The 22,378-nt window shown below is 68.6% G+C and carries 19 protein-coding genes, 1 tRNA gene and 1 riboswitch; of the genes, 9 read left to right on the top strand and 11 right to left on the bottom strand.

From position 1 onward, the window contains the following. Nucleotides 1–14: 14 nt before the first annotated feature. A riboswitch (TPP riboswitch) is annotated at nt 15–121 on the bottom strand. A gap of 120 nt (nt 122–241) precedes the next feature. The 7 genes from RF650_RS04830 to RF650_RS04800 form a co-directional block, all read right to left on the bottom strand. Then, a complete protein-coding gene (locus tag RF650_RS04830) occupies nt 242–514 on the bottom strand; it encodes a DUF4235 domain-containing protein (protein ID WP_098053697.1) in 273 nt (90 codons plus the stop codon). Nucleotides 515–641: 127 nt separating this feature from the next. After that, on the bottom strand, nt 642–1,007 hold the full coding sequence (gene mnhG, locus RF650_RS04825; RefSeq protein ID WP_098053696.1) for a monovalent cation/H(+) antiporter subunit G: 366 nt from the start codon (nt 1,005–1,007) through the stop codon (nt 642–644). Next, nucleotides 1,004–1,273, bottom strand: a complete 270-nt coding sequence (locus tag RF650_RS04820) for a monovalent cation/H+ antiporter complex subunit F (protein ID WP_094067063.1) — start codon at nt 1,271–1,273, stop codon at nt 1,004–1,006. The genes mnhG and RF650_RS04820 overlap by 4 nt, the downstream gene beginning before the upstream one ends. Continuing rightward, entirely contained in the window at nt 1,270–1,917 is a 648-nt protein-coding gene (locus tag RF650_RS04815; RefSeq protein ID WP_368814222.1) for a Na+/H+ antiporter subunit E, read from the bottom strand. The genes RF650_RS04820 and RF650_RS04815 overlap by 4 nt, the downstream gene beginning before the upstream one ends. Continuing rightward, nucleotides 1,914–3,551, bottom strand: coding sequence for a Na+/H+ antiporter subunit D (locus tag RF650_RS04810; RefSeq protein WP_368814221.1), 1,638 nt, complete (start codon nt 3,549–3,551; stop codon nt 1,914–1,916). The genes RF650_RS04815 and RF650_RS04810 overlap by 4 nt, the downstream gene beginning before the upstream one ends. After that, on the bottom strand, nt 3,541–4,071 hold the full coding sequence (locus tag RF650_RS04805; RefSeq protein WP_368814220.1) for a Na(+)/H(+) antiporter subunit C: 531 nt from the start codon (nt 4,069–4,071) through the stop codon (nt 3,541–3,543). The genes RF650_RS04810 and RF650_RS04805 overlap by 11 nt, the downstream gene beginning before the upstream one ends. Next, nucleotides 4,068–7,169: a Na+/H+ antiporter subunit A gene (locus tag RF650_RS04800; protein ID WP_368814219.1), complete on the bottom strand. Its 3,102-nt coding sequence runs from the start codon at nt 7,167–7,169 to the stop codon at nt 4,068–4,070. The genes RF650_RS04805 and RF650_RS04800 overlap by 4 nt, the downstream gene beginning before the upstream one ends. 219 nt (nt 7,170–7,388) lie before the next feature. Between RF650_RS04800 and RF650_RS04795 the strand changes: the two genes are divergently transcribed. Next, the gene (locus RF650_RS04795; RefSeq protein WP_368814218.1) at nt 7,389–8,756 is read left to right on the top strand and encodes an MFS transporter; all 1,368 of its coding nucleotides are present in this window, start codon (nt 7,389–7,391) and stop codon (nt 8,754–8,756) included. 36 nt (nt 8,757–8,792) lie between these two features. Here the strand turns inward: RF650_RS04795 and dcd are convergent, their stop codons facing one another. Further along, nucleotides 8,793–9,371 carry a dCTP deaminase gene (dcd, locus tag RF650_RS04790; protein ID WP_368814217.1) on the bottom strand — a complete coding sequence of 193 codons (579 nt, stop codon included), beginning with the start codon at nt 9,369–9,371 and terminating at the stop codon, nt 8,793–8,795. A gap of 125 nt (nt 9,372–9,496) precedes the next feature. Between dcd and RF650_RS04785 the strand changes: the two genes are divergently transcribed. The 7 genes from RF650_RS04785 (at nt 9,497) to RF650_RS04755 (ending at nt 15,800) form a co-directional block, all read left to right on the top strand. After that, nucleotides 9,497–9,567 (top strand) — tRNA-Gly (locus tag RF650_RS04785). Between the two features lie 148 nt (nt 9,568–9,715). Further along, the gene (panD, locus tag RF650_RS04780; RefSeq protein ID WP_085106147.1) at nt 9,716–10,168 is read left to right on the top strand and encodes an aspartate 1-decarboxylase; all 453 of its coding nucleotides are present in this window, start codon (nt 9,716–9,718) and stop codon (nt 10,166–10,168) included. 60 nt (nt 10,169–10,228) lie between these two features. Next, a complete protein-coding gene (locus RF650_RS04775) occupies nt 10,229–11,149 on the top strand; it encodes an AEC family transporter (RefSeq protein ID WP_131332299.1) in 921 nt (306 codons plus the stop codon). Nucleotides 11,150–11,307: 158 nt separating this feature from the next. After that, entirely contained in the window at nt 11,308–12,624 is a 1,317-nt protein-coding gene (locus tag RF650_RS04770; RefSeq protein ID WP_239319419.1) for an extracellular solute-binding protein, read from the top strand. Then, a complete protein-coding gene (locus RF650_RS04765) occupies nt 12,621–13,589 on the top strand; it encodes a carbohydrate ABC transporter permease (protein WP_368814216.1) in 969 nt (322 codons plus the stop codon). The genes RF650_RS04770 and RF650_RS04765 overlap by 4 nt, the downstream gene beginning before the upstream one ends. A gap of 5 nt (nt 13,590–13,594) precedes the next feature. Next, the gene (locus tag RF650_RS04760) at nt 13,595–14,431 is read left to right on the top strand and encodes a carbohydrate ABC transporter permease (protein WP_064847496.1); all 837 of its coding nucleotides are present in this window, start codon (nt 13,595–13,597) and stop codon (nt 14,429–14,431) included. A 46-nt stretch (nt 14,432–14,477) separates the two neighbouring features. Next, nucleotides 14,478–15,800: an ABC transporter ATP-binding protein gene (locus RF650_RS04755; RefSeq protein WP_239319422.1), complete on the top strand. Its 1,323-nt coding sequence runs from the start codon at nt 14,478–14,480 to the stop codon at nt 15,798–15,800. Nucleotides 15,801–16,128: 328 nt separating this feature from the next. Here the strand turns inward: RF650_RS04755 and RF650_RS04750 are convergent, their stop codons facing one another. Continuing rightward, nucleotides 16,129–16,779, bottom strand: a complete 651-nt coding sequence (locus RF650_RS04750) for a hypothetical protein (RefSeq protein WP_131332296.1) — start codon at nt 16,777–16,779, stop codon at nt 16,129–16,131. Nucleotides 16,780–16,951: 172 nt separating this feature from the next. Here RF650_RS04750 and RF650_RS04745 point away from each other — a divergent pair, with 172 nt between their 5' ends. Then, nucleotides 16,952–17,932 (top strand): hypothetical protein, encoded by a 981-nt coding sequence (locus tag RF650_RS04745; protein WP_368814215.1) that lies wholly within the window; start codon nt 16,952–16,954, stop codon nt 17,930–17,932. Nucleotides 17,933–18,027: 95 nt separating this feature from the next. Here the strand turns inward: RF650_RS04745 and RF650_RS04740 are convergent, their stop codons facing one another. After that, nucleotides 18,028–19,917, bottom strand: coding sequence for an NHL domain-containing thioredoxin family protein (locus RF650_RS04740; protein WP_368814307.1), 1,890 nt, complete (start codon nt 19,915–19,917; stop codon nt 18,028–18,030). A gap of 169 nt (nt 19,918–20,086) precedes the next feature. Next, complete coding sequence (locus tag RF650_RS04735; protein ID WP_368814214.1) at nt 20,087–22,348, bottom strand: cytochrome c oxidase assembly protein; 2,262 nt, start codon at nt 22,346–22,348, stop codon at nt 20,087–20,089. Nucleotides 22,349–22,378 lie beyond the last annotated feature (30 nt).

Here is a 22,378-nt window from a genome sequence, read left to right as displayed (position 1 = left end):
CCGTTGCGAGCGGGTCCTTGAGATACTCGACTCCCTAGCGCCGGTACGAGCCGGATCAGGTTCGAGGGTCTGCGCTCACGCGCACTCTCAGCGCCGCGGTGGCGCTCCCCTGTCGTTGAGACGCCAGTCTAGCCCACGACGGCGGGTGGCCGGGCATCTCGCGTGCCCAGCCACCCGCCGTCGTGCGTACGTCCTACGCGGCCCCGGCCCACCCGTACAGGGGGGCGCGGGACCCGCCGGCTCAGATCTCGCTCTGGGAGCTGCGGGAGGGATCGGAGTCCTTGGACTCGAACTTGGCCACCTGGCGGGAGATCCCCACCTTGATGACGGTGCCCACCACACCGGTGATCACGGCCCAGATGATGATGTCGGTCCAGGCCTCGTCCGGGTCCGGGTTCTTGGCTGGGGGCTCGTTGCCCGTGACCTGCTTCCACACCGCGGACAGGCCCTTGTTGGCCAGGGCCACGCCACCCAGGGACGCCACCGTGCCGAAAATGTCCATTACCTTGTTCATGAGGTTCTCCTTGTCTTGTGGGTGCCGACGGCACCGGGCGGCCGACGACGTCGTGCTCGTTGCCCAGCATACGAAGCGCCGGGCGCGACGGGGCGGAAGGAACCCGGTCCCACCGAGAATTACGTCCTCAGCGAGATTCTTCCTCGCCGACGCGAGCGACGACCTCGCGCAGCTCGTCCTCCACGAGGTTCTTCTGGTTCAGGTGCTTGGAGCGGTAGGCGGCGCGGCCCACCATGTGCGCGGACACGGGCACCGTGAGCAGCTGGAACAGCCACGCGAGGATCATCAGCGGGATCATGCCGGGATTGCCGCTCTCGATCGCCACGGCCGTGAGCAGCAGGAGCAACCCCAGGACCTGGGGTTTGGTGCCGGCGTGCATGCGCGAGAGCAGATCGGGGAAGCGCACCAGACCCACCGCCGCGGCCAGGGACATGAGGGACCCCCCCACGAGGCACAGCAGCGCGATGACGTCCAGGACGGTGTGCCAGTTCATGAGCGCTCCAACCCCACATTGCGCGCGACCGTCACAGACCCCAGGAAGCCCACCAGGGAGATGATCACGAGCAGGATGATGTTGCTGGAGTGGTGGTTGTACACCATCTCGATGGCGAGACCCGCACCCACGATCGCGAGCAACACGTCCGTGGCGATCACCCGGTCCAACAGGGACGGGCCCTTGGCCAGCCGGTAGATCGTGCCCGCGGCCGCCACGGTGAGAATCGCACCGCACACCCACACGGCGACGTCTAACATGGTCATGGCCGCTCCTCCCCACGGCCGTCCAGGGCCTTGTTCATCTTGGTGGTCGGCGACGCGACGGCGCCGGAGGCGTCCGCGCCACCCGCGCCACCCGAGGCCTCCAGTCTCGCGAGGTCCTTCTTGGAGCCCATGATCTTGATCCACGCCGCCTCGATATTAAGCGCGGACTCCCGGAACGACTCCGCTTCCTCCGGCGTGGAGACGTCCAGCACGTGGAAGTACAGGATCCCGTTGCCGCGATCCACCTCCACCACGAGCGAGCCCGGGATCAGCGCCATGGTGTGACCCACGGCCGTCATGAGCAGGTCATTGTTCTGCCGCAGCTTCACCCGCAGCACTGCGTTGTGCACCTTGGGGCCCTGCATGAGCGCGACACCGAACACGTGGATGCTGGCCCGGGCCACCTGCCAGATGAATGTGACCACGAACAGCGCGAAATGCAGGACGTTGAACCGCCCGGACAACCGCACCGGGGGCAGCGTGAGCGTGCGGGTCACGAACACCGCGAGGATCAACCCGAAGACCAGGTTGCCCACGCTCCAGTCACCCCACAGGGCACCCCACACGACCACGAGCCACAGGATCAGGGGCAGCTCGGCCCGCAAGGAGTTCCGGGAGCGTCGCTGCATCGGGGACGTACTCATCGGCCCTCCTCGCTCACACCACCGGGACCCACGGGGGCCAGCACGGCATTGACGTATCGATCCGGATTGTTCAGGTTCTCGGACGCGTTGTCCGCGAGATCGAACAGCGGCCCGGCGAAGACTGTGAGTGCCACACCCACCGCCACGAGCGCGGTGGTCGCGCCCACCATGGTCCCGGGCAGCAGCACCACGGGGGACCGGCCGGAGAAGCGGCTGCCGGACTTGCCCGCCACCGCGCGGGACGTGCGGGGGCGGCGGCCCTCCGCGGTGGTGGCGCGCAGCACGGGGTCCGGGTACTCGGCGTCGTCCACGTTGCGCAGGAACACGCGGTTCCACACGCGGATCAGGGCCATGAGCGTGAGCAGCGAGACGAACACGGACACGCCCACGAGTAGGTAGCTCAGCCACGTCCCGGCCTCGACACCGGCCTCCAGGAGGGCCACCTTGCCCAGGAAGCCCGAGAACGGCGGGATGCCGCCCAGGTTCAGGGCCGGGATCATGTACAGCACCCCCAGCAGCGGAGAGATCTTGAGCATCCCGGCGAGGCGGTCCACGTTGGTGGAGCCACCGCGGCGCTCGATCAGCCCGGCGACCAGGAACAGGCTGGTCTGGATCACGATGTGATGCGCGATGTAGTAGACCACCGCGGCCAGGGCGGCCTGCGTGCCCAGTGCGATGCCAAAGATCATGTAGCCGATGTGACTGATCAGCGTGAACGAGAGCATACGTTTGATGTCGATCTGGGCGAGCGCGCCCAGGATGCCCACGATCATGGTCAGCAACGCGACCCACATCAGCAGGTCTTTGATCTGCGTCCCGGGGAACAACAGGGTCTCGGTGCGGATGATCGAGTAGACGCCCACCTTGGTCAACAGGCCCGCGAACACCGCGGTCACCGGTGCGGACGCGGTCGGGTAGGAGTCGGGCAGCCAGAAGGACAGCGGGAAGATCGCGGCCTTGACACCGAACGCGATCAGCAGCATCAGGTGCAACTGCATCTGGGTGCCCTGCGGCAGGTCCGCGAGCTTCACGGACAGGTCCGCCATGTTCACGGTGGCGGTGGCGCCGTAGATCATCCCCAGGGAGATCAGGAACAGGATCGAGGAGATCACCGAGACGACCACGTAGGTCACGCCCGCGCGGATCCGCTGCGCCGTGCCACCCATGGTGAGCAGGACGTAGGAGGCGGTCAACAGGATCTCGAAGCCCACGTAGAGGTTGAAGAGGTCACCCGCGAGGAACGCGTGGGACACACCCGCGACCAGCAACAGGAACGTGGGGTAGAAGATGGAGATGGGGCCCTCGTCGTCCCCGCTGGCCACACCCTCGCTGACCGCATAGATCAACACCGCGAGGGACACCACCACGGAGACCACGAGCATGAGCGCGGACAACTGGTCCACGACCATCACGATGCCGTACGGGGCGGCCCAGTCCCCCAGGTGCACGACCTGCGGACCCTGGTTCCATACGTTCGCGAGCATGAACGCGTTCAGGATCAGCGTGAGCACCATGGCGCCCACGGTCACCCCGCGCTGCAGCCGGTTGCGGTGGACGATGATGAAGTTCAGGGCGGCGCCGAGGAACGGGATCAGGACCGCGAGCGGCGCGAACTGTGCCAGATCAGTGGTCATGCGGGCTCCTCCCTCGCGCCTCGGAGAACTTCTCGGCCCTGTAGTGACCAGGCGATTCGGCGGCCTCTTCCTCGTTGTGACGCGACGGTGCGAACCGGGCGTCCGCGTGGTTGAACTCGGAGGTGTCCTGCGGCAGGGCGTCGTCGTCCTCGGCGTCGTACGAGGACTGCTGCGCCACGCGGCGGTCCTGGAGGTCGTCCTGGATCTCGTCCCGGCGGGCCAGGATCCACGAACGCCAGATCATGCTGAGGATGAAGGCGGTCGTGGCGAGCGAGATCACGATCGAGGTGAGCACGAGCGCCTGCGGCAGCGGGTCCGAGTACTCCGAGGGGCCGCGGGCGGCGTCGTACAACGGCGCGATGCCGGGCGTGCCGCTCGTGTGCAGGATCAGCAGGTTGGCCCCGTTGGTGAGCAGCATGATGCCCAGCAGTACGCGGGTGAGCGAGCGTTCCAGCAGGAGGTAGACCCCCACGGAGAACAGCACGCCCATGATTACCAGGAGTGTGAGATTCACGGTCATCGCTGTGCCTCCTGGGGCTCGTCCCCGGAGACCAAGGAGCCCTCGGGAGCGTCAGGGTCGTCCGCCCTGTGCGCGGTGACCTCGGGGCCGTTACGGGTCAGGCGGATCCGGGCGCCGCGGCCCGCGCGCTTCTTCCGGGACTCCACGGCGGAACGCTCGATCCGTTCATCGATCCGCCCGCCCAGGGAGCGCAGGATGTCCAGTACCAGGCCCACCACGATCAGGTAGACACCGATGTCGAAGATCACGGCGGTGACGAACTTGACGTGACCGAAGACGAGCATGTCCCACTCGAACGTGTAGCTCTCCATCACGGCCCCGCCGAAGAACACGGGGACGATCGCGTACAGGGAGGCGATCGCCAGGCCCGCGCCGAGCATCCAGCCCGCGTTGACCGGGGTCGCGCGCTCGAGCTCGAAGCGTCCGCCCGCGAGGTAGCGCAGGGTCAGGGCGAGGGAGGCCATCAGGCCGCCGGCGAAGCCACCACCGGGGATGTTGTGCCCCGCGATGAGCAGGTAGAAGGACACGAGCATGAAGGTGTGGAACAGCAGCCGGGCCACGACCTCGAAGATGATCGAGCGCCGCTCCGGGGCGAGCGTGCGCCCCGCGAGCAGGAACGGGTCCACGTCCGGGCGGGAGGTGAACCGGCGGGCGACCTCGAGCTGTTGGGTGTTCGCGTGCGGGAAGTGCGCTGCGGAGTCCGCGCCACGCACGATCTTCAGCTGCTGGGTGTCCAGCTCGTGACGGTCGCTGCGCAAGCGGTCCCCGCGTCCCTTGACGAAGATCAGGGACGCGATGCCCGTGGCGGCCACCGCGAGCACGGTGATCTCGCCCATGGTGTCCCACGCGCGGATGTCCACGAGCAGGACGTTGACCACGTTGGCGCCGTCGCCCATCTCGTAGGCCATCCGCGGCAGTTCCAGGGAGATCCGTTCCGCCGACCGCGAGGACATGGAAAACACCGCGAGCGCCATCATGAACAGTCCGAACACCACGGCGAAGACCGCGCGCAACACGCGGTGCCCGGTGGGCCGGCGGTTCCACAGCGGGCCGGGCAGGGAACGCAGGGCCAGGACGAACGCCACGAGGGAGATCGTCTCCACGAGCGTCTGGGTCAGGGCGAGGTCCGGCGCGCCGTGGAGGGCGAAGGTCAGGGCAAGGCCGTAGCCCGTGACCGAGACCAGCAGGACGGCCAGGAACCGCTTGCCCGCGGTGAGCACGAGCAGTGCCGCCACGATCATGGCGACCCCGGTGACCAGCTGGGCCGGGGAATCCGCGTAGCGGAACCCGGCGAGCGGCGGGGTCTCGTTCCAGAACAGGGCCACGAGCGGCACCACGATCGCGGTTACGAGAATCACGGACAGGTAGAACATCAGCGAACCACGCTGGGTCCGGCCGGTGAGCCACACCGCGACCATGTCCAGCACGTTGATGATCTTGCGGTAGACGAAGTCACCGGTGGGCAGTTCCGGCAACCGGTCCTGAAACGAGCCCACGGGCCGACGCGCGACGTACAACAGAGCGCCCACACCGATGATCAGCGCGGAAAGTCCCAGTGCCGGGGTCAGCCCGTGCCACAGCACCAGGTGCACGTGGGATTCGGCGACGTCCGGGAACTGTTCCTGGTAGCGCACGATCCCGGCCTCCACGGGAGCGGGCCACAGGCCGAACACCACCGTGAGCAGGGCCAGCACCGCAGGCGCCACGAGGAAGGCCCACGGCACCGGGGTGAACTCGCCGATGACCGACTGACCGTCCTCGGCGGCGTCGAGATCGGAGAACTGCGCGGGCTTGCGCGCGAAGCCGCCCCACAGGAACCGCGCGCTGTACGCAAAGGTGAGGATGGAGCCGAGCACCACGCACACGAGCGCGATCATGGCGAGCGGGTCCGAGGCGTGGTCCACGAACGCGGTGAGGACGGCTTCCTTGGTCACGAAGCCGAGCAGCGGCGGGATCCCGGCCATGGACGCCGCACCGATCATGGCCACCACGAACAGCATGGGTGCCGTCCGACCCACACCGGAGAGCCTGCGGATGTCACGGGTCCCGGCCTGGTGGTCGATGATGCCCACGCTCAGGAACAGGGTGGCCTTGAACAGACCGTGCGCGATGACCATGCCCATGCCGGCCATCGCGGTGTCCGCGGTGCCGAACGCCACGACCGCGGTGATGAAGCCCAACTGGCTCACCGTGCCGTACGCGAGGATCAGCTTGAGGTCGAACTGGCGCAGCGCGACCCAGCCGCCGAAGATCATGGTGCCCAGGCCCAGGGTCAGGGTGACGGGCAGCCACCACTGGGTGTCCACGAACCCGGGAGCGAGCCGCGCCACGAGGTAGATCCCGGCCTTAACCATGGCCGCGGCGTGCAGGTAGGCGGAGACCGGGGTGGGCGCCGCCATGGCGGCGGGCAGCCAGAAGTGGGTGGGGAACAGCGCGGACTTGGAGACTGCGCCGGCCAGGATCAGCACGAGCGCCACGTCCACCGTGGTGGAGCCCAGGAGCTCGGGGGCCGCCTCCAGGACCCGGGAGATCCGGAAGGTCCCGGCGGCGTTGCCGAGCATCACCAGGCCCACGAGCATTGCCAGACCGCCCGCGGTGGTGATGATGAGCGCCTGCAGGGCCGCTCGACGCGCGGCGAGCTTGGTGCGCGAATAGGAGATCAACAGGAAGGAGAGCACCGAGGTGATCTCCCAGAACACGAACAGCACCATGAGGTCGTCCGCGGTGACCAGACCGAACATGGCGCCCGCGAAGGCCACGAGCTGAGCGGCGAACGGGCCGATGCCCTGGGCGTCCGACTTGAAGTAGCGCGCACAGTACGCGAGGACGAGTGCTCCCACGCCCAGCACCAGCAGGCACATCATGTACGCGAGGGAATCCATCCGAAAGGACAGCGAGATCCCCAGCTGGGGGATCCATTCCACGGTGGTGGTCCACCCGTCCACGTCCGCGTGGGCGCGGGATGTCTGGGTGAAAAGCCAGATCAGACTCGCGAGCGGGACGAGAGCCACGAGGTAGAAGCCGGAGCGTCCGGTGCGCTTGAGGATCGCGGGTGCACACAGGGCCGCGAGCCCGTGGACAAGCAGCACCGCGATCATAGGACCTTACCTCTCGAGCCACGGATTACCCACGAGTACCTGTGAATGGGCCCACGGGGATCCGGGCGGAAATGGGGTGTCAGTTTCGGGTTCCCCAGCATAACAAAGCAGGGTGACTGCCCGTTTCGCCGCACGTCACGGGCCCCTCGCCGCGGCGCCCCCACTGCCCAGGTGCGCCGGGCCCTGGGCGGGAGGGCACAGGGCCCGTAGGGTGAGCCCATGACCGGTCAGCACCCGTCCACGGCGGCCCCTGGACGTCCCCCGCGCGCCCCACGCCCTGGCGAGGACAGTTCGCGCGCCCGCGTGCTCATGTGGTGCCTGTGGGACACCGGCACGTCCGCGTACAACGCCGTGATGCTCACGTTCGTGTTCACCGTGTACCTCACGAGCCCGGCGTTCGGGTCGAGCGAGTACACGTCCACGGTGCTGAGCGTTGCCATGACCGTTGCGGGTTTCGCGATCGCGTTGACGGCGCCGCTGATCGGCCAGCGCAGCGATTCCCGGCGGTCCCGCGCCACGTTCCTCACCGGCAACACCGTGGTGCTCGTCCTGTGCACGGGTCTCGCGTTCCTCGCCCGACCCGATCCCGCCTTCCTGTTCCTGGGCGTGGGGCTCGTGGCCGTGGGCAGCGTGGCCCAGGAGTTCGCCACGGTCAGTTACAACGCCATGCTCCCCGCGCTGGCCGGTCCCCAGCACATGGGTAAGGTCTCCGGGTGGGGCTGGGGCGCGGGGTACGTGGGCGGGATCTTCGCCCTCGCTTTCGTCCTGTTCGGTTTCGTCACACCCGGGTTCCTGGGCATCCCCACCGACGACGCCCTCAACTACCGCGCCGTGGCACTGTTCAGCGCGGCATGGATTCTCGTGTTCTGCCTGCCCCTCATGCTCAAGGCGCGAAGTATGCCGTTCAGAGCATCCATCAACGACGCCGCTGCGGTCCCCGCACAGCCTCGCCACCGCGGCATCCTGGGCGCTTACGTCGAGCTCTTCCGCACCATCGCGGCCCTGTGGCGGGTCTCGCGTGCCACGGTCGTCTTCCTGCTCAGTTCCGCGGTCTACCGGGACGGACTGGCCGGGGTCTTCACATTCGGCGGGGTCCTGGCCGCGGGTAGCTTCGGGTTCTCGCTCACCGAGGTCGTCATGTTCGCGGTTGCGGCCAATCTCATCGCGGCGCTGGGTGCGTTCGTGGGCGGCGCCCTCGACGACGCCGTGGGCCCGCGCGCGGTGATCACCGCGTCCCTCGTGGGTGTGCTCGTAGCGGGAACGGCCCTGCTGTTTTGGCACGGCAAGATCGCGTTCTGGGTGTGCGGGCTGGCACTGTGCCTGTTCGTGGGACCCGCACAGGCGGCGTCGCGCACGTACCTGGGACGGCTCATCCCCCCGGGCCGTGACGGGGAGATCTACGGTCTGTACACCACCACGGGCCGCGCGGTGAGCTTCATGGCCCCCGGGTTGTTCGGGGTGTTCGTGACCCTGATGGGCGCCCAGATCTGGGGCATCCTGGGGATCCTGGTGGTCGTGGCCGGGGGACTCGTGCTGTTGTTGCTCACGCCCCGCCCTCCCGAGGGGTTCACCACGGCCCGCGTGTGAGCCGCACCCACGCGCAGGCTCACTCCATGCGCGAACTCACTCGATGATCGTGCGGTGGAAGTTCAGGTGGCTGCGCGACGCGGTGGGGCCCCGCTGGCCCTGGTAGCGGTTACCGTAGGCGCCGCTGCCGTACGGGTGCTCGGTCGCGGAGGAGAGCTGGAAGAAGCACAACTGCCCCACCTTGGAACCTGGCCACAGTTTGATGGGCAGCGTGGCCATGTTGGACAGCTCGAGCGTCACGTGCCCGCTGAACCCCGGGTCGATGAACCCGGCGGTCGAGTGCGTGAGCAGGCCCAGCCGTCCCAGGGAGGACTTGCCCTCGAGGCGCGCCGCGACGTCGTCCGGCAGGGTGACCTTCTCGTACGTGGCCCCCAGCACGAATTCCCCCGGGTGCAGCACGAACGGCTCGTCCGGGGCCACCTCCACGAGCCGCGTGAGATCGGGCTGCTCCTGGGAGGGGTCGATGTGCGCGTACTTGTGGTTATCGAACAGCCGGAACCAGCGGTCCAGGCGCACGTCCACGCTCGCGGGTTGGACCATCGCGGGATCGTGCGGTTCCAGGTGCACGCGCCCGGAATCCAGGTGGCGGCGGATGTCGCGATCTGAGATGAGCACGTGTCCACGGTAGCCCACGGCCCCGCCCGCTCCCCGGTCACGACGCCTCGGAACAACCACGCACCGAAACGTGTTGTAGAGTGGTGGGCGTTCAAACGTGGACCACACGGTCCCGCACGAACGATGCGGCTGTAGCTCAATGGTAGAGCGCACGCTTCCCAAGCCTGATACGCGGGTTCGATTCCCGTCAGCCGCTCCGCACGAATCGTGAAACGCCCCGGGACCCATCTGGTTCCGGGGCGTTTCGCGCCGAGGACCCGCCCCGAACACCGCCCCGGCCCTCACGGCGGGCGGCCGGCGGGTCTGGACCGCGAACCACACCACCCATCGCATCAGGAGCGATCATGCTGCGCACCATGTTCACCGGGAAGATCCACCGGGCCACCGTGACCCAGGCGGACCTGCATTACGTGGGGTCCGTGACGGTGGACCAGGATCTGCTGGACGCCGCGAACATCCTGCCCGGCGAGCTCGTGGCGATCGTGGACGTCACCAACGGTGCGCGGCTCGAGACGTACACGATCGCGGGCGAGCGCGGTAGCGGCGTCGTGGGCATCAACGGCGCCGCGGCGCACCTGGTGCACCCGGGTGACCTGGTAATCCTGATCGCGTACGGTCTCATGGACACCGCCGAGGCGCAGAACTACGAACCCCACGTGGTACACGTGGACGAGCACAACAGGATCGTGGCGCTCGGTTCGGACCCCGCGGATGCCGTGGTGGGGGACATGCTCCGCCCGCCGCACGCCCGCGCCCACCTGCAGGCCCAGGAGGACGCGGCCGTCGCGGGCCTGTGACCCTGCCGCGCTCCCGGTGCGCCCGGGCGCGCGGACCCGCCGACGCGAGGAGATGAGCTCATGAGCGGAGTCGTCTCCGGGTTCTTCATCGTATGGGCCGTGATCGGGCTGGGTTACGTGATCGGGCGCGCAGGGGTGCTCGGCCCGGACGGCCAGCGGGTGCTGTCCAAACTCGCGTTCTACGTGGCGTCCCCGCCGCTATTGTTCACCACCATCTCCGAAGCGGACATCCACCACATCTTCTCCGCGCCGCTGCTCGTGGCGGCCGCGTCCGCGTGGCTCACCATGATCGCGTACGCACTGCTCTCCCGGTTCGTGTTCTCCCGGGACGCCGCCACCGTGGTGATGGGCGCGCAGGCCGCCGGGCAGGTCAACGCCGCCAACCTGGGGATCCCCATCGCCTTGTTCGTCCTGGGGGACGCGTCCCAGGTGGCCCCGGTGATGCTGTTTCAGCTGGCGATCAACACGCCGCTGTACCTCACGATCATGGACACCCTCACTGGCGGGCGGCGCCCCACGGCCGGCTCGGTGCTCAAGAACATCGTGACGAACCCGCTCATCATGGGCTCCGCCCTGGGCATCATGTCCGCGGCCACGGGGATCCGCCTGCCCGACCTCGCGATGGAGCCCGTGCGCATCGTGGCGGGTGCGGCCGTTCCCGCGATGCTGCTCGCCTTCGGTCTCTCGCTGGTGGGCTCCCGCCCCCTGGCCTCCCCCGGCACCCGGGTCGACACGCTGCTCGCGACCGGGGCCAAGGTCGTCGTGCACCCCGGGCTCGCGCTGTTGCTCGCGTGGGCTCTCGGGCTCACCGGGCACGCCCTGTACGCCGCCGTGATCATGGCCGCGCTGCCCACCGCGCAGAATCTCTACGTAGCGGCCGTGCGCTACGACCGGGCCACCACGGTGTGCCGGGACACCGTCCTGCTCACCACGGTCGTGTCCATGGCCACGATGGCGGTGGCCGCGGTCTTCCTCTCCTGACACACCGGCCGCCACGCCACCATCCCCGAAAGCGGGTAACACTCGGTCCGTGACGCATGCCACGCCTACACTGAGCAGATGCTGAAATGACCGGTATCCCTACGGGGAGCGCCGGACCCATTCCGTCAGTACAGGCGCTCATCAGGGGAGGAACCATTGTGAAGTCCACTCACCACTCTCGCAGGGCTGGCAAGCCTCGCACGGTCCGCAGCGTAGCGGCCGCTGCGGCGGCGTCCGCCATGCTGCTCACGGGGTGCAGCGGCGGGGAGTCCGGCCCGCCCACGCTCACGTGGTACATCAACCCGGATGACGGCGGCCAGGACGTCCTCGCCCAGCAGTGCTCGGACGCGTCCGGCGGCAAGTACAAGATCCAGACGTCGCTCCTCCCGCGTGACGCGGCGTCCCAGCGCGAACAGCTGGCCCGCCGCCTCGCCGCGGGCGACACGTCCATGGACATCATGAGCCTGGACCCGCCCTACGTCCCAGAGCTCGCGGAACCCGGCTTCCTCGCCAAGCCCCCGCACGACGTCGTCGAGGCGACCACCAAGGACACCCTCGAGGGCCCGCTGGAGGGCGCCAAATGGAACGGCGAGATCGTGGCCATCCCGTTCTGGGCCAACACGCAGCTGCTGTGGTACCGCGAGTCGGTGGCCAAGGCGGCGGGTCTGGACATGTCCGAGCCCGTCACGTGGGACCAGCTCATCAAGGCGGCCACGTCCCAGGACAAGTACCTGGGCGTGCAGGGCGTGCGCGGTGAGGCCATGTCCGTGTGGGTCAACGGCCTCGTGGAGTCGGCTGGCGGCCAGGTGGTCTCGGACGGACAGGACGGTCAGGACGCCAAGATCACGCTAGACTCCGACGCCGGCAAGAAGGCCGCGGAGATCATCGGCACCATCGGCAAGGAGGGCCTCGGCGGACCCGGCCTAGCCACCCAGGACGAGAACGCCTCCATGATCCAGTTCCAGGGGGACAAGGGCTCGTTCATGGTCAACTGGCCGTTCATCTACTCGGCCACGAAGGCCTCCGTGGACGAGGGCACCCTCGACAAGTCGGTGCTGGACGACATCAAGTGGACCACGTGGCCCCGTGTCGACGCGGACACCGAGGCGCACCCGCCGCTGGGCGGCATCAACCTGGGCGTGGGCGCCAGGTCCGAGAACCAGGACCTCGCGTGGGAGGCCGTGCAGTGCATCGTCTCCCCCGAGCACCAGGCCCAGTACTTCGCGACCAACGGCAACCCGCCGTCCTCCATGAAGGCCTTCGACGACCCCGAGGTCAAGAAGGCGTACCCCATGGCCGACACCATCCGGAAGTCCCTCGACGCCGCGAAGCCCCGCGCGCAGACCCCGTACTACAACGAGATCTCCACGGCCATCCAGCAGAACTGGACCCCGCCGGCGGAAGTCACCGAGGACACTCCGCGTGAGACCACCGAATTCATCCAGGAAGTCCTGAAGGGAGATGCGCTGTTGTGAGTAGCACCGTCGATTCGCTCGCTCGCGCGTCCACGCCGGAGGAGTCCCGCCGTAGAGGCCATCTCTCGGACCGGGCCCGTTCGGAGCGGAAACTGGGGTGGCTGCTCGCCGGCCCCGCGTTCGTGATCATGCTCCTGGTCACGCTGTACCCCATCGTCCAGGCGTTGTGGGACTCGCTGTTCTCCTTCCGGCTCACCGCACCCGGTGACAAGGAGTTCGTGTTCCTGGGCAACTACTCCACGGCCCTGTCGGATATCGTGTTCTGGCGGGACCTGGGCGTGACCCTGCTGATCACCGTGGTCACGGTGGTCGTGGAACTCGTCCTAGGCCTCGCCCTCGCGCTCGTGATGCACAGCGCGATCAAGGCCACGCGCGGCCTGCTGCGCACCGCTATCCTGGTGCCCTACGGCATCATCACGGTGGTCTCCGCGTTCGCGTGGTTCTACGCCTTCGACATCACCACCGGCTACGTGAACAACTGGCTCTCGTGGCTGCCCATGATCGGTCCGGACTTCAACTGGTTTGCCTCTGCGGGCCCGTCCCTGTTCGTGATCATGGCCTCGGAGATCTGGAAGACCACCCCGTTCATCTCGCTGCTGCTGCTCTCCGGGCTCGCACAGGTCCCCGGTGAGCTCACCGAGGCCGCCCGTGTGGACGGCGCCTCGGCATGGCAACGCCTGAGCAAGGTGGTCCTGCCGAACATGAAGGCCGCCATCATGGTGGCCGTGGTGTTCCGTGCCCTGGACGCCTTCCGCATCTTCGACAACGTCTTCATCATGACCAAGGGCCAGTACGGCACCGAGACGCTCTCGCTGCTCGCCTACCGCACGTCCATTGGTCGTCTGGAAATCGGCCTTGGTTCGGCCATCTCGGTGATCCTGTTCATCTGCGTGATGCTGATCGCGCTGGTGGCCATCAAGGTCTTCAAGGTGGACCTCACCGGTGGCTCTGGGAAGGGGAAGTAACCGCCATGTTGAGCACCAAGCAGAAAATCGGCTGGACCGTCATCAGCATCGCGGTGCTGGTCTACGCGCTTTTCCCCGTCCTGTCCATCTTGATGACGTCCTTCAAGTCCTCCTCGGACCTGAACTCGGGCAAGTTCATCCCCACGAAGTTCGTCACGAGCAACTACGAGCAGATCTTCGTGGGCGATGCCAAGGACCTGTTCCTGCCGGCCCTGTGGAACTCGATCGGCATCTCACTGATCTCCACGTTCGTGGCCGTCGTGCTCGCGACACTGTGCGCCTACGCGATCGCACGCCTGGACTTCCCGGGCAAGAAGATCGTGCTGACCACCGCGCTGATGGTCTCGATGTTCCCGGTGATCTCCATCGTCACGCCGCTGTTCAACCTGTGGCGCCAGGTGGGGCTCTACGACACGTGGCTCGGCCTGATCATCCCCTACCTGTCCCTGACCCTGCCGATCTCCATCTGGACCCTGGCGGCGTTCTTCCAGCAGATCCCCTGGGACCTGGACCGCGCGGCCCAGGTGGACGGCGCCACCACGTGGCAGGCGTTCCGCAAGGTGATCGTGCCGCTCACGCTGCCGGGTGTCTTCACCACGGCGATCATCGCGTTCTTCATCGCGTGGAACGACTTCGTGTACGGCATCGGCCTGACCTCGACCTCCGCGGCGCGTCCCGTCCCGGCGGCACTCGCGTTCTTCACCGGCGCCTCGCAGTTCGAGGCCCCTGCGGGCGCGATTTCCGCGGCGGCGATCATCGTGACCATCCCTGTGGTGCTGCTCGTTCTGGCGTTCCAGCGCCAGATCGTCTCAGGCCTGACCCAGGGCGCGGTCAAGGGCTGAGCCCGCCGCACCATCCACGCTTAGACATAGATAGGACTGAGTAGACATGGCAGCAATCACCATGGAACACCTCGTCAAGAAGTACGACGACGGTTTCCCCGCGGTCAACGACATCTCCATCGACGTCGCCGACGGCGAGTTCCTGATCCTCGTGGGCCCCTCCGGCTGCGGAAAGTCCACGCTCCTGCGCATGGTCGTGGGCCTCGAGGACATCACCTCCGGGGACCTGAACATCAACGGGGTGCGCGTCAACGACAAGCAGCCGCGTGATCGCAACCTCTCAATGGTGTTCCAGAACTACGCGCTGTACCCGCACCTGTCGGTGTACGAGAACATCGCCTTCCCGCTGCGCCTGTCCAAGGGGCAGTTCAGCGAGGAGGAGATCGACCGCAAGGTGCGCGAGGCGGCGGACACCCTGGACCTCAACGAGCACCTCGAACGCAAGCCGGCGAACCTCTCCGGCGGTCAGCGCCAGCGCGTGGCCATGGGGCGCGCGATCGTGCGTGACGCGGACGCTTTCCTCTTCGACGAACCCCTGTCCAACCTGGACGCCAAGCTGCGCGGCCAGATGCGCACGGAGATCGCGCAGCTGCAGCGCCGCATGGGCATCACGTCGCTGTACGTGACCCACGACCAGACCGAGGCCATGACCCTCGGTGACCGTGTGGCCGTGCTCAAGCGTGGTCAGCTCCAGCAGATCGCGTCCCCGCGGGAGCTCTACGAACAGCCCGTCAACCTGTTCGTGGCGGGGTTCATCGGCGCTCCGTCCATGAACTTCATCCCGGCGCGCGTGAACGGCTCGGTGTTCCACACCCCGATCGGGGACATCGAGGTTCCGGAGCGCGTGCAGGGCAAGCTCACGAACGCCCCCGAGATCGTGCTGCTGGGCCTGCGCCCGGAGCACTTCGAGGACGCGAAGTTCGTGGACGAGACGAAAATCCCCCACGGGACCGTCTTCGACTCCGAGTTCACGCACACCGAGTGGCTGGGCAACCAGCAGTACGGCTACATCCACTACCAGCAGGATGCCGCCGTGCAGCACAAGCTCAACGAGCTGGCCCAAGAGCTGGACGCTGACGAGATGCCCGCCCAGGTGGTCGTCTCCCTGGACGCGTCCTCCCGCATCCGCGGTGGCTCCACGGCAAAGATCTGGCTGGACGGCCGCAAGATGCACGTGTTCAACCCGGAGACGGGCGAGAACCTCACGCGTGACGCGGAGGCCGGTGCGGAGCTGACCCGCGAGGCCAACGAGGAGCGCAAGGCGGAGATCGAGCGTTCGCGTCGGCACGTGGGCTCGGCGGGTTCCACCGAACGGTCCGACGGCGCGGTCACCGGCAACCACATGGACGGCAGCACCGCTGCTCGCTGAGCGTCCGGCACGGGCCGCGGCATATCGCGGCCCGCCGACCGTACGACGGCCGGTTCCCGAGAAGGGGACCGGCCGTCGTCGTACCCGGAGCCGCCCAGGCCCGCTCGGGCGCTTCGGTCCGCGGCCGGGCCGGAAGTCGGAGGGTGCGGGGCACGTCTCCGCCCGACCCCCGAAAGGAACCGAGCGTCGTTGTGGTCCAGGGCAGCGCTGGAGGCGCCACGGCCCGCGGTGGGACCCGAAGCCGGGGGTCAGGGCCCCGCCTGGCCCCTGCGTGGGAACCGAGCGCCGTCGCACCCGGACGGCTCTGCTGCCGACTGGGGCGGGTGCATCAGGCGGGGCCCCGTGTGAAAGCCCACCAGGCGAACAGGGCGACCGCCGCGATCAGCGCGCACGACGTCGCGACGTAGCGCACACGCGGGTAGCGCACCCGCCATGCGACGAGCCGGGGCCAGTGCTCCGTGAGTTGCGCCGGCGTGGCCCGCTGGAAGTTGACGTGCTGGGCGCCGCTCGCCCGGGCCAGCTCGTCCAGGGTGCGCGCGTCCCAGACCGTCCCGTCCAGGAAGAGCGCCGAGCGCCCGGCCGGGGTGACGAACCAGAGGCAGGGTCGACCGCGGGACCCGCCGCTGCGCGGGCGCGCCGCGAGCAGCGTCCGGACCGTGACCACCTGGGCGATCCGCTCGCGGGGCACGGCCCGGAAACCGACCCAGCGGGAGAGCAGGACGTGGTGCGCGGTGAGCACCACGAGCGCGGGGCGCAGGTAAGCGTAGGCCGTCACGAGGCCCACGAGGGCGAGCAGGAGCAGCACGCCCATCGCGGGGCCGGCCGGGCGGCGGTACCCGATCACGAACACCGCGACGACCACGAGCAACAGCGGGGGAAGTGCCGCGCCGAGCCGGCGGCCGTACGACCCCATTCGGGGGTGGAACACGTGTTCCGGTGCCCCGTACTTCGCCGGGATCTGTCGGATGGTTTCCGCCATGAGCCGCCCTCGTGCCTGCCGTCCTCGGGGATCACACCGGAGTGGGCGATCGCGCCGTCCGGGGGCGGTGCCCCCCGGGCCGCCCGGTTCAGCCTAGCGGCCTGGCAGCGGGCGGGTCATCGCCGGGACACGCGGGGCCCGCTCCCCGGGACGTCCACTAACGTGGGGACTCATGGAACGCAGTGAACGCATCGTCAGGGCCGTGGGGGCATGGTTCGTCCTGATTCTGCTGGCGCTCGCAGGTGCGGCTGTGACCATTGCGCTCGTGAACAAGTACGCGTACGGGCCTGAGACGGACGTGCGCGATTACTTCCAGGCCCTCCGGGCCGGCGACGGCGGCAAGGCCCTGGGGTTGCTCAACGCCCAGGTCCCGGACTCCAACGCGGCCCTGTTGGACGGCGAACCCCTGGCCGAGGCAAGCAAGGGACTTGAGAACGTATCCGTGCGCACCGTCGCGTTGTCCGGGGACCGGGCGGTGGTGCGGGCGAGCTACACGCTGAACGGTCATGAGGCGTCCTCCGAGTTCACGCTCCACCCCGCGGAGACGCAATGGGGGTTCTTCACGGTGTGGGACTTCGATCCCTCCACGCTGCCCACCATGAACGTGGCCATGCCGGGTTCCACCGCGGTGGACATCAACGGCGCGTCCGTGGCGCTCCCCGGGTCCTCCCGTGAGTTCGCGGTCTTCTACCCCGGGATCTACACGGGCTCCTACACCTCCCCCATGGTGCGCGCCGAGCCGCAGGAGGCGGCCGTGAGCGACGCCCGGGAGAACACCACCATGAAGCTCGAGGCCGAGCCGTCCGAACGCCTCACTCACCAGGTGGACAAACAGATCCACGAGCACCTGGACGAGTGTGCCACGCAGGACAGCCTCTACCCCGCGGGATGCCCCTTCTCCTACCAGTTCGACGGGCGCATCCAGGGCCGCGTCTCCTGGAGCATCAAGGATTACCCCACGCCCTACGTCTCCCTGGACGACGCCGCCGCGGGCCGCTGGCACGTGTCCGACAGTCGGGGGATCGCGCGCATCGAGTTCACCGCGGTGGACCTCTATGACGGCACCACATCCCAGGTCACCGATGAGGTCCCGTTCCTGCTGAGCGCGGACGTGAGGGTCACCGGGGGCGAGGTGACCCTCACGCCGCGCTGACGGGCGGGCGCCGCGCTGACGGGTGTGCCCGGGGTGCATGTGCGCCCGGGGCGGGGCGTGGGAGAAGGGTGGGCCGTGGTGCCCGTGGGCCCCGCTCAGTCCGTTCCGCGCAGGTCCAGCGTGAGTCCTGCCGGGGCCTGCGGGTCCACCGTGAACGGGATCCCCCAGTCCTGCTGGTACAGGTGGCACGCCGCGTGCTCCGGGATCTCCCCGTCCGGGGAGCCGTCGCACGCCGCCGCGCGGGCCGTGATGTGCAGGACCCCCTCCGTGACACCGTCCGCGATCCGCAGGGAGCGGGTCAGCCCCTGGGCCGTCCCGTCACCCTGCACGAGTGCATCCTCCGGGGACGAGGACACCTTCAGCTGCGTGGGATCACCCCACCGGGTGTCGAGCTTCTGACCCGTGGGGGCCGAGAACCGCACCGTGAGCTCGAGCTCCCCGGGGGCCACCGGCGTGCGCTTACGCTGCATGCTGGCCGCACCCTCGTCCACGGTCTGGGCCTGCTTGGGCACCGCCACCCGCACGAGGCGGTGGGCATTGGTCTCCACGACCACCAGGACGGGCTCGTCGTGGCTCGTGTCGAGCAGGACGTCGGAGGGTTCAGCGAGTCCGCGGGTCAGCGTGGAGACCTCACCGGTTGCGGGGTCGAACCGGCGCACCGCACCGTTGTAGGTGTCGGCCACGGCCACGGATCCGTCCGGGAGCACGCACACCCCCAGGCAGTGCTGGAACCGTGCCTGATCGGCCGGCCCGTCCCGGAACCCGAAGTCGAACAGTCCGAGTCCCACGGCGGATTCCACCGATGTGGACCCGTCCTCGCCGAAGCGCACACGGCGCAGCGCGGAGGACTCGGAGTCCGCGACCCACACGACCCCGTGGGCGTCCTGAGCCAGGCCGGAGGGCTGGGCGAACCAGCTCTCGGGCGCGGAACCGTCGCGCAGTCCCTCGTCCCCGGTCCCGGCCAGCACGGCGAGCGCCCCGGTGCGCGGGTCGAACGAGAACAGTTGGTGCGTCCCGGCCATCGCGACCACCAGGGTGTCCGCGGCGTCGGACCACGTCACGTCCCACGGGGAGGACAGCGCCACGGACGTGGCCGAGGCGTCGTGCGGGATCTCGTTGGGGTCCACGCCGCGCGCGCGGGCGTCGTCGAGCAGGCGCTGGACGCCGTTGCCCGCCAGAGTGCGCACCGCGCCGGTGCCCAGTTCCACGCCGCGCAGCCGGTGGTTGACGGTGTCCGCGACCACGAGGTCGTAGCCGACGTCGGCACGCACGCGTTCGGGGAGCACCGCGATGCCCTGGGGTTCGTTGAACCGCGCGGCGTCCCGGGGGCCGTCCGCCCAGCCCTTGGTGCCGGAACCGATGGCTCGACGAACCGTGGTGAGGTCCTCCTCGAGATGGACCAGGCGGTGGTGACCGGTGTCGCTGACCATGAAGGAACCGTCCGGAAGGGCCACGACCTTGCCGGGGAAGCGCAGGTCCCCCTCGGGCTGCGGGCGCGGGACGTAGGGGCCGTCCCCGCGGTGCAGGGTGCCCTTGGCGTCGTGCTCGGCCACGAGTTCGGACACGAGGGATTCCAGCCCCTGGACGTGGCCCTCACCCGAGAGGTGCGCCACGATGTACCCCTCGGGGTCCACGACCACCAGGGTGGGCCACGCGCGCGCCGTGTAGACGTCCCACGTGCTCAACCGGGGGTCGTCGAGCACCGGGTGGGTGATCTCGTAGCGGTCCACCGCCGCGGCCAGTGCATCCGGGTCCGCCTCGTGCTCGAACTTGGGGGAATGCACGCCCACGGTCACGAGCACGTCCGCGTACTTCTCCTCGAGGGGGCGCAGCTCGTCCAGCACGTGCAGGCAGTTGATGCAGCAGAAGGACCAGAAGTCCAGGATCACGATCTTGCCCCGTAGCGCCTGCAGGTCCAGTCGCTCACCGCCGGTGTTCAGCCAGGCTCTGCCCTCAAGTTCCGAGGCGCGGACGGGTGTGTTCATGCGTGCGGAGGTCACGGTGTCTGGGTCCTTCCACCGGGGGTCAAGGGTTTCTTCCTGGGACAACGTTATCCGCGGGGCAGAGCTTCCCGTGCGTTACGTGACGCTCCCGCACACCCCGCGGACCCGTCCGCCAACCGCCCGGCCTCGCCGGCGCCCGTCCCGGCGGACGTCAACGACGCCGCTCGTCCCGCTCCGCGAGCTCGGCCATCATCTCGTTGTAGGCGCGCAGTTCGGCGTCGTCCGTGCGATCGGCCTGCCGGTCCACCCGGCGGTTCTCCTTGGCGCCCTCCATGGCCCACAGCACGGCCACGATGACGGCGAGCAGGAACGTGGGGAACTCGCCGATCCCCCACATGAGCATGCCGCCGAGCTGCTGGTCGTCCAGGGCGCTGGGACCCCACGGGCGGCCCATGTTGCCGAACCACGAGGCCTGCAGCACCGTGGTCAGGCTCATGATGCTGATGCCGATGAACGCGTGCGCGGCCATGGTCGCGAGCAGCAGCACGAGACGCATGGGGTAGCTGGGCCGGCGCGGGATGGGGTCGATGCCGATCAGCACGAGCGCGAACATGTACCCCGTGAACAGGAAGTGCACCATCATGAACTCGTGGCCCACGTGGTAGCGCAGCGTGAAGCGGAACAGGTCCGTGAAGTAGAACAGCACGATCGAGAACGCAAAGTTCGCGGCCGCGAAGATCGGGTGCGTCACGATCCTGCCCCACGTGGAGTGCACGAGACGCAGGATCCACTCACGCGGACCGCGGGTACCGTCCCCTCGTGGTTCGAGGGCCTTGAGCACCACGGTGACGGGTGCGCCCGAGACCAAGAACAACGGCACGATCATGGTCAGGCTCATGTGTTCGACCATGTGGGCGGAGAACAGCACGCGGGCGTAGACCGCCACCCCGCCGCTCGTCGCGTAGAGCAGTGCAGCCAGCCCGCTGAACCAGGACACGGTGCGCAGCACGGACCACGAGTCCCCGCGGCGCCACACCTTGATCGCGGCCCACAGGTACACCACGGCCATGAACACGACTACGGCCACCCAGAACCAGTCCAGGCGCCACGTGGTGAACCAGCGGGCGAACGTGGGCTCCGGGGGCAGTTCGTACCACGTGAGGATCCGCGCCGGGGAGGCGTCCGGTGCAAGCTCCTCCGGGACGGGCGGGGCGGTGCGGCTCAGGGCCGTGGCGATGCCCATGAGTAGCCCCATGAGCACGACTTCTACCACGAGCACGCGCCACATGGTGGCCGCGCGGGACCGGGAGCCGTCCGCGACCCCGGGGATCAGCCACTGCCGGTGCGCGAAACCCGCCAGCGCCAACAACAGGGTCAGCACGAGTTTGGTGAGCGCCAGGATCCCGTAGGAGGACGTCAGTTGCTCCCACGTTCCGATACGCACCGCGGCATTGATGATCCCGGAGAGCAACACCAGCAGGTAGCAACCCAGAGCCACCACGGAGTAGCGCCGCAGTACGACCGCGAGCAGGGGTTCGGTGTGGCGGGAGCCCCCGCGGCCGCTGACCGTGAACTCACGGGACAGCAACGGCCCCACCCAGATCAGCACCAGCAGCCCGCCGACCCACAGGCACACTCCCAGCAGGTGCAGCCCCAGGGAGTTCACCGCACCCATGTGGTCCGCACCCCCCGCGGCGTGACCGTTGAGTGCCAGCGCCACGATCGCCACGAAGGACAGCGCGAGGGTGCAGAACAGTCCCAGCAGCGCCCGCACGCCGAAAACCAGGGTCGTGACCACGGCGGCCACCATCACGATCACCGATTGGGACTGGCCCATGGAGATCCCGGTCATGTAGTGCAGCAACTGTTGGGTGTAGTTGCCCCCCGTGCCGATACCGGATCCGGAGACGTCCGAGTACGTGAAGATCAGCACGGCCACGGCCGCCACGGTCCACACCACGGCCGCCGCCTCGACGAGCTGCATGACGCTGCGGAAGACCGGGTGTTCCGGTTCGCCCGCCTGGTCCCTGCTGTTGCGCGGTGGCCGTTTCCGGGAGCGGTCCGCGAAACGGGGCACCACGCCGATCGCCAGCAGCAACCCGCCCATCACCACCGTCATCGCGATGTTGTGGACAGTCTCCACCACGGGCAGCCCCCAGCGCACGAGCGTTCCCGGGTCCGCGACCTGCCGGGGGGCCGCCGCTCCCCCGTAGACCAGGGCCGCGGTCATCCCGATCATGGCCGCGACGAGCACGACCGTGATGGTCCACGGGCTCACACTCACCGCTCCCGCGGGAGCGGTCCCGCCGTTCGGTGAACTCGCGCCGTTCGACGAGCTCGCGCCCTTCGATGAGCCGGCGCCGAGCGGGCGCCCGACATCCGGCGCGCTATCGCGCTCACGGCCGGGAGCGACGTCGCCCCGCGAACCGTCCCGGCGCGGGCCGGTGTCCCTGGTGCGTGCGCTGGTACTCATCGTGGCATTCCTCCGGCCCGTTGATTCTCT

This window comes from Kocuria sp. CPCC 205297, assembly GCF_040981035.1.
Classification (GTDB): Bacteria; Actinomycetota; Actinomycetes; order Actinomycetales; family Micrococcaceae; genus Kocuria; species Kocuria marina.
Note: the sequence above shows the minus strand (reverse complement) of the source record. Positions and strands in the feature narration are given on the sequence as shown.

Excerpts from the sequence above, each read along its gene's own strand:
- RF650_RS04795 (WP_368814218.1), top strand. The coding sequence starts at position 7,389 with ATGACCGGTCAGCACCCGTCCACGGCGGCCCCTGGACGTCCCCCGCGC.
- RF650_RS04815 (WP_368814222.1), bottom strand. The coding sequence starts at position 1,917 with ATGAGTACGTCCCCGATGCAGCGACGCTCCCGGAACTCCTTGCGGGCC.
- RF650_RS04745 (WP_368814215.1), top strand. The coding sequence starts at position 16,952 with ATGGAACGCAGTGAACGCATCGTCAGGGCCGTGGGGGCATGGTTCGTC.
- RF650_RS04830 (WP_098053697.1), bottom strand. The coding sequence starts at position 514 with ATGAACAAGGTAATGGACATTTTCGGCACGGTGGCGTCCCTGGGTGGC.
- RF650_RS04735 (WP_368814214.1), bottom strand. The coding sequence starts at position 22,348 with ATGAGTACCAGCGCACGCACCAGGGACACCGGCCCGCGCCGGGACGGT.
- RF650_RS04750 (WP_131332296.1), bottom strand. The coding sequence starts at position 16,779 with ATGGCGGAAACCATCCGACAGATCCCGGCGAAGTACGGGGCACCGGAA.
- RF650_RS04820 (WP_094067063.1), bottom strand. The coding sequence starts at position 1,273 with ATGACCATGTTAGACGTCGCCGTGTGGGTGTGCGGTGCGATTCTCACC.
- RF650_RS04740 (WP_368814307.1), bottom strand. The coding sequence starts at position 19,917 with ATGAACACACCCGTCCGCGCCTCGGAACTTGAGGGCAGAGCCTGGCTG.
- panD (WP_085106147.1), top strand. The coding sequence starts at position 9,716 with ATGCTGCGCACCATGTTCACCGGGAAGATCCACCGGGCCACCGTGACC.
- mnhG (WP_098053696.1), bottom strand. The coding sequence starts at position 1,007 with ATGAACTGGCACACCGTCCTGGACGTCATCGCGCTGCTGTGCCTCGTG.
- RF650_RS04810 (WP_368814221.1), bottom strand. The coding sequence starts at position 3,551 with ATGACCACTGATCTGGCACAGTTCGCGCCGCTCGCGGTCCTGATCCCG.
- RF650_RS04755 (WP_239319422.1), top strand. The coding sequence starts at position 14,478 with ATGGCAGCAATCACCATGGAACACCTCGTCAAGAAGTACGACGACGGT.
- RF650_RS04760 (WP_064847496.1), top strand. The coding sequence starts at position 13,595 with ATGTTGAGCACCAAGCAGAAAATCGGCTGGACCGTCATCAGCATCGCG.
- RF650_RS04805 (WP_368814220.1), bottom strand. The coding sequence starts at position 4,071 with ATGACCGTGAATCTCACACTCCTGGTAATCATGGGCGTGCTGTTCTCC.
- RF650_RS04800 (WP_368814219.1), bottom strand. The coding sequence starts at position 7,169 with ATGATCGCGGTGCTGCTTGTCCACGGGCTCGCGGCCCTGTGTGCACCC.
- RF650_RS04775 (WP_131332299.1), top strand. The coding sequence starts at position 10,229 with ATGAGCGGAGTCGTCTCCGGGTTCTTCATCGTATGGGCCGTGATCGGG.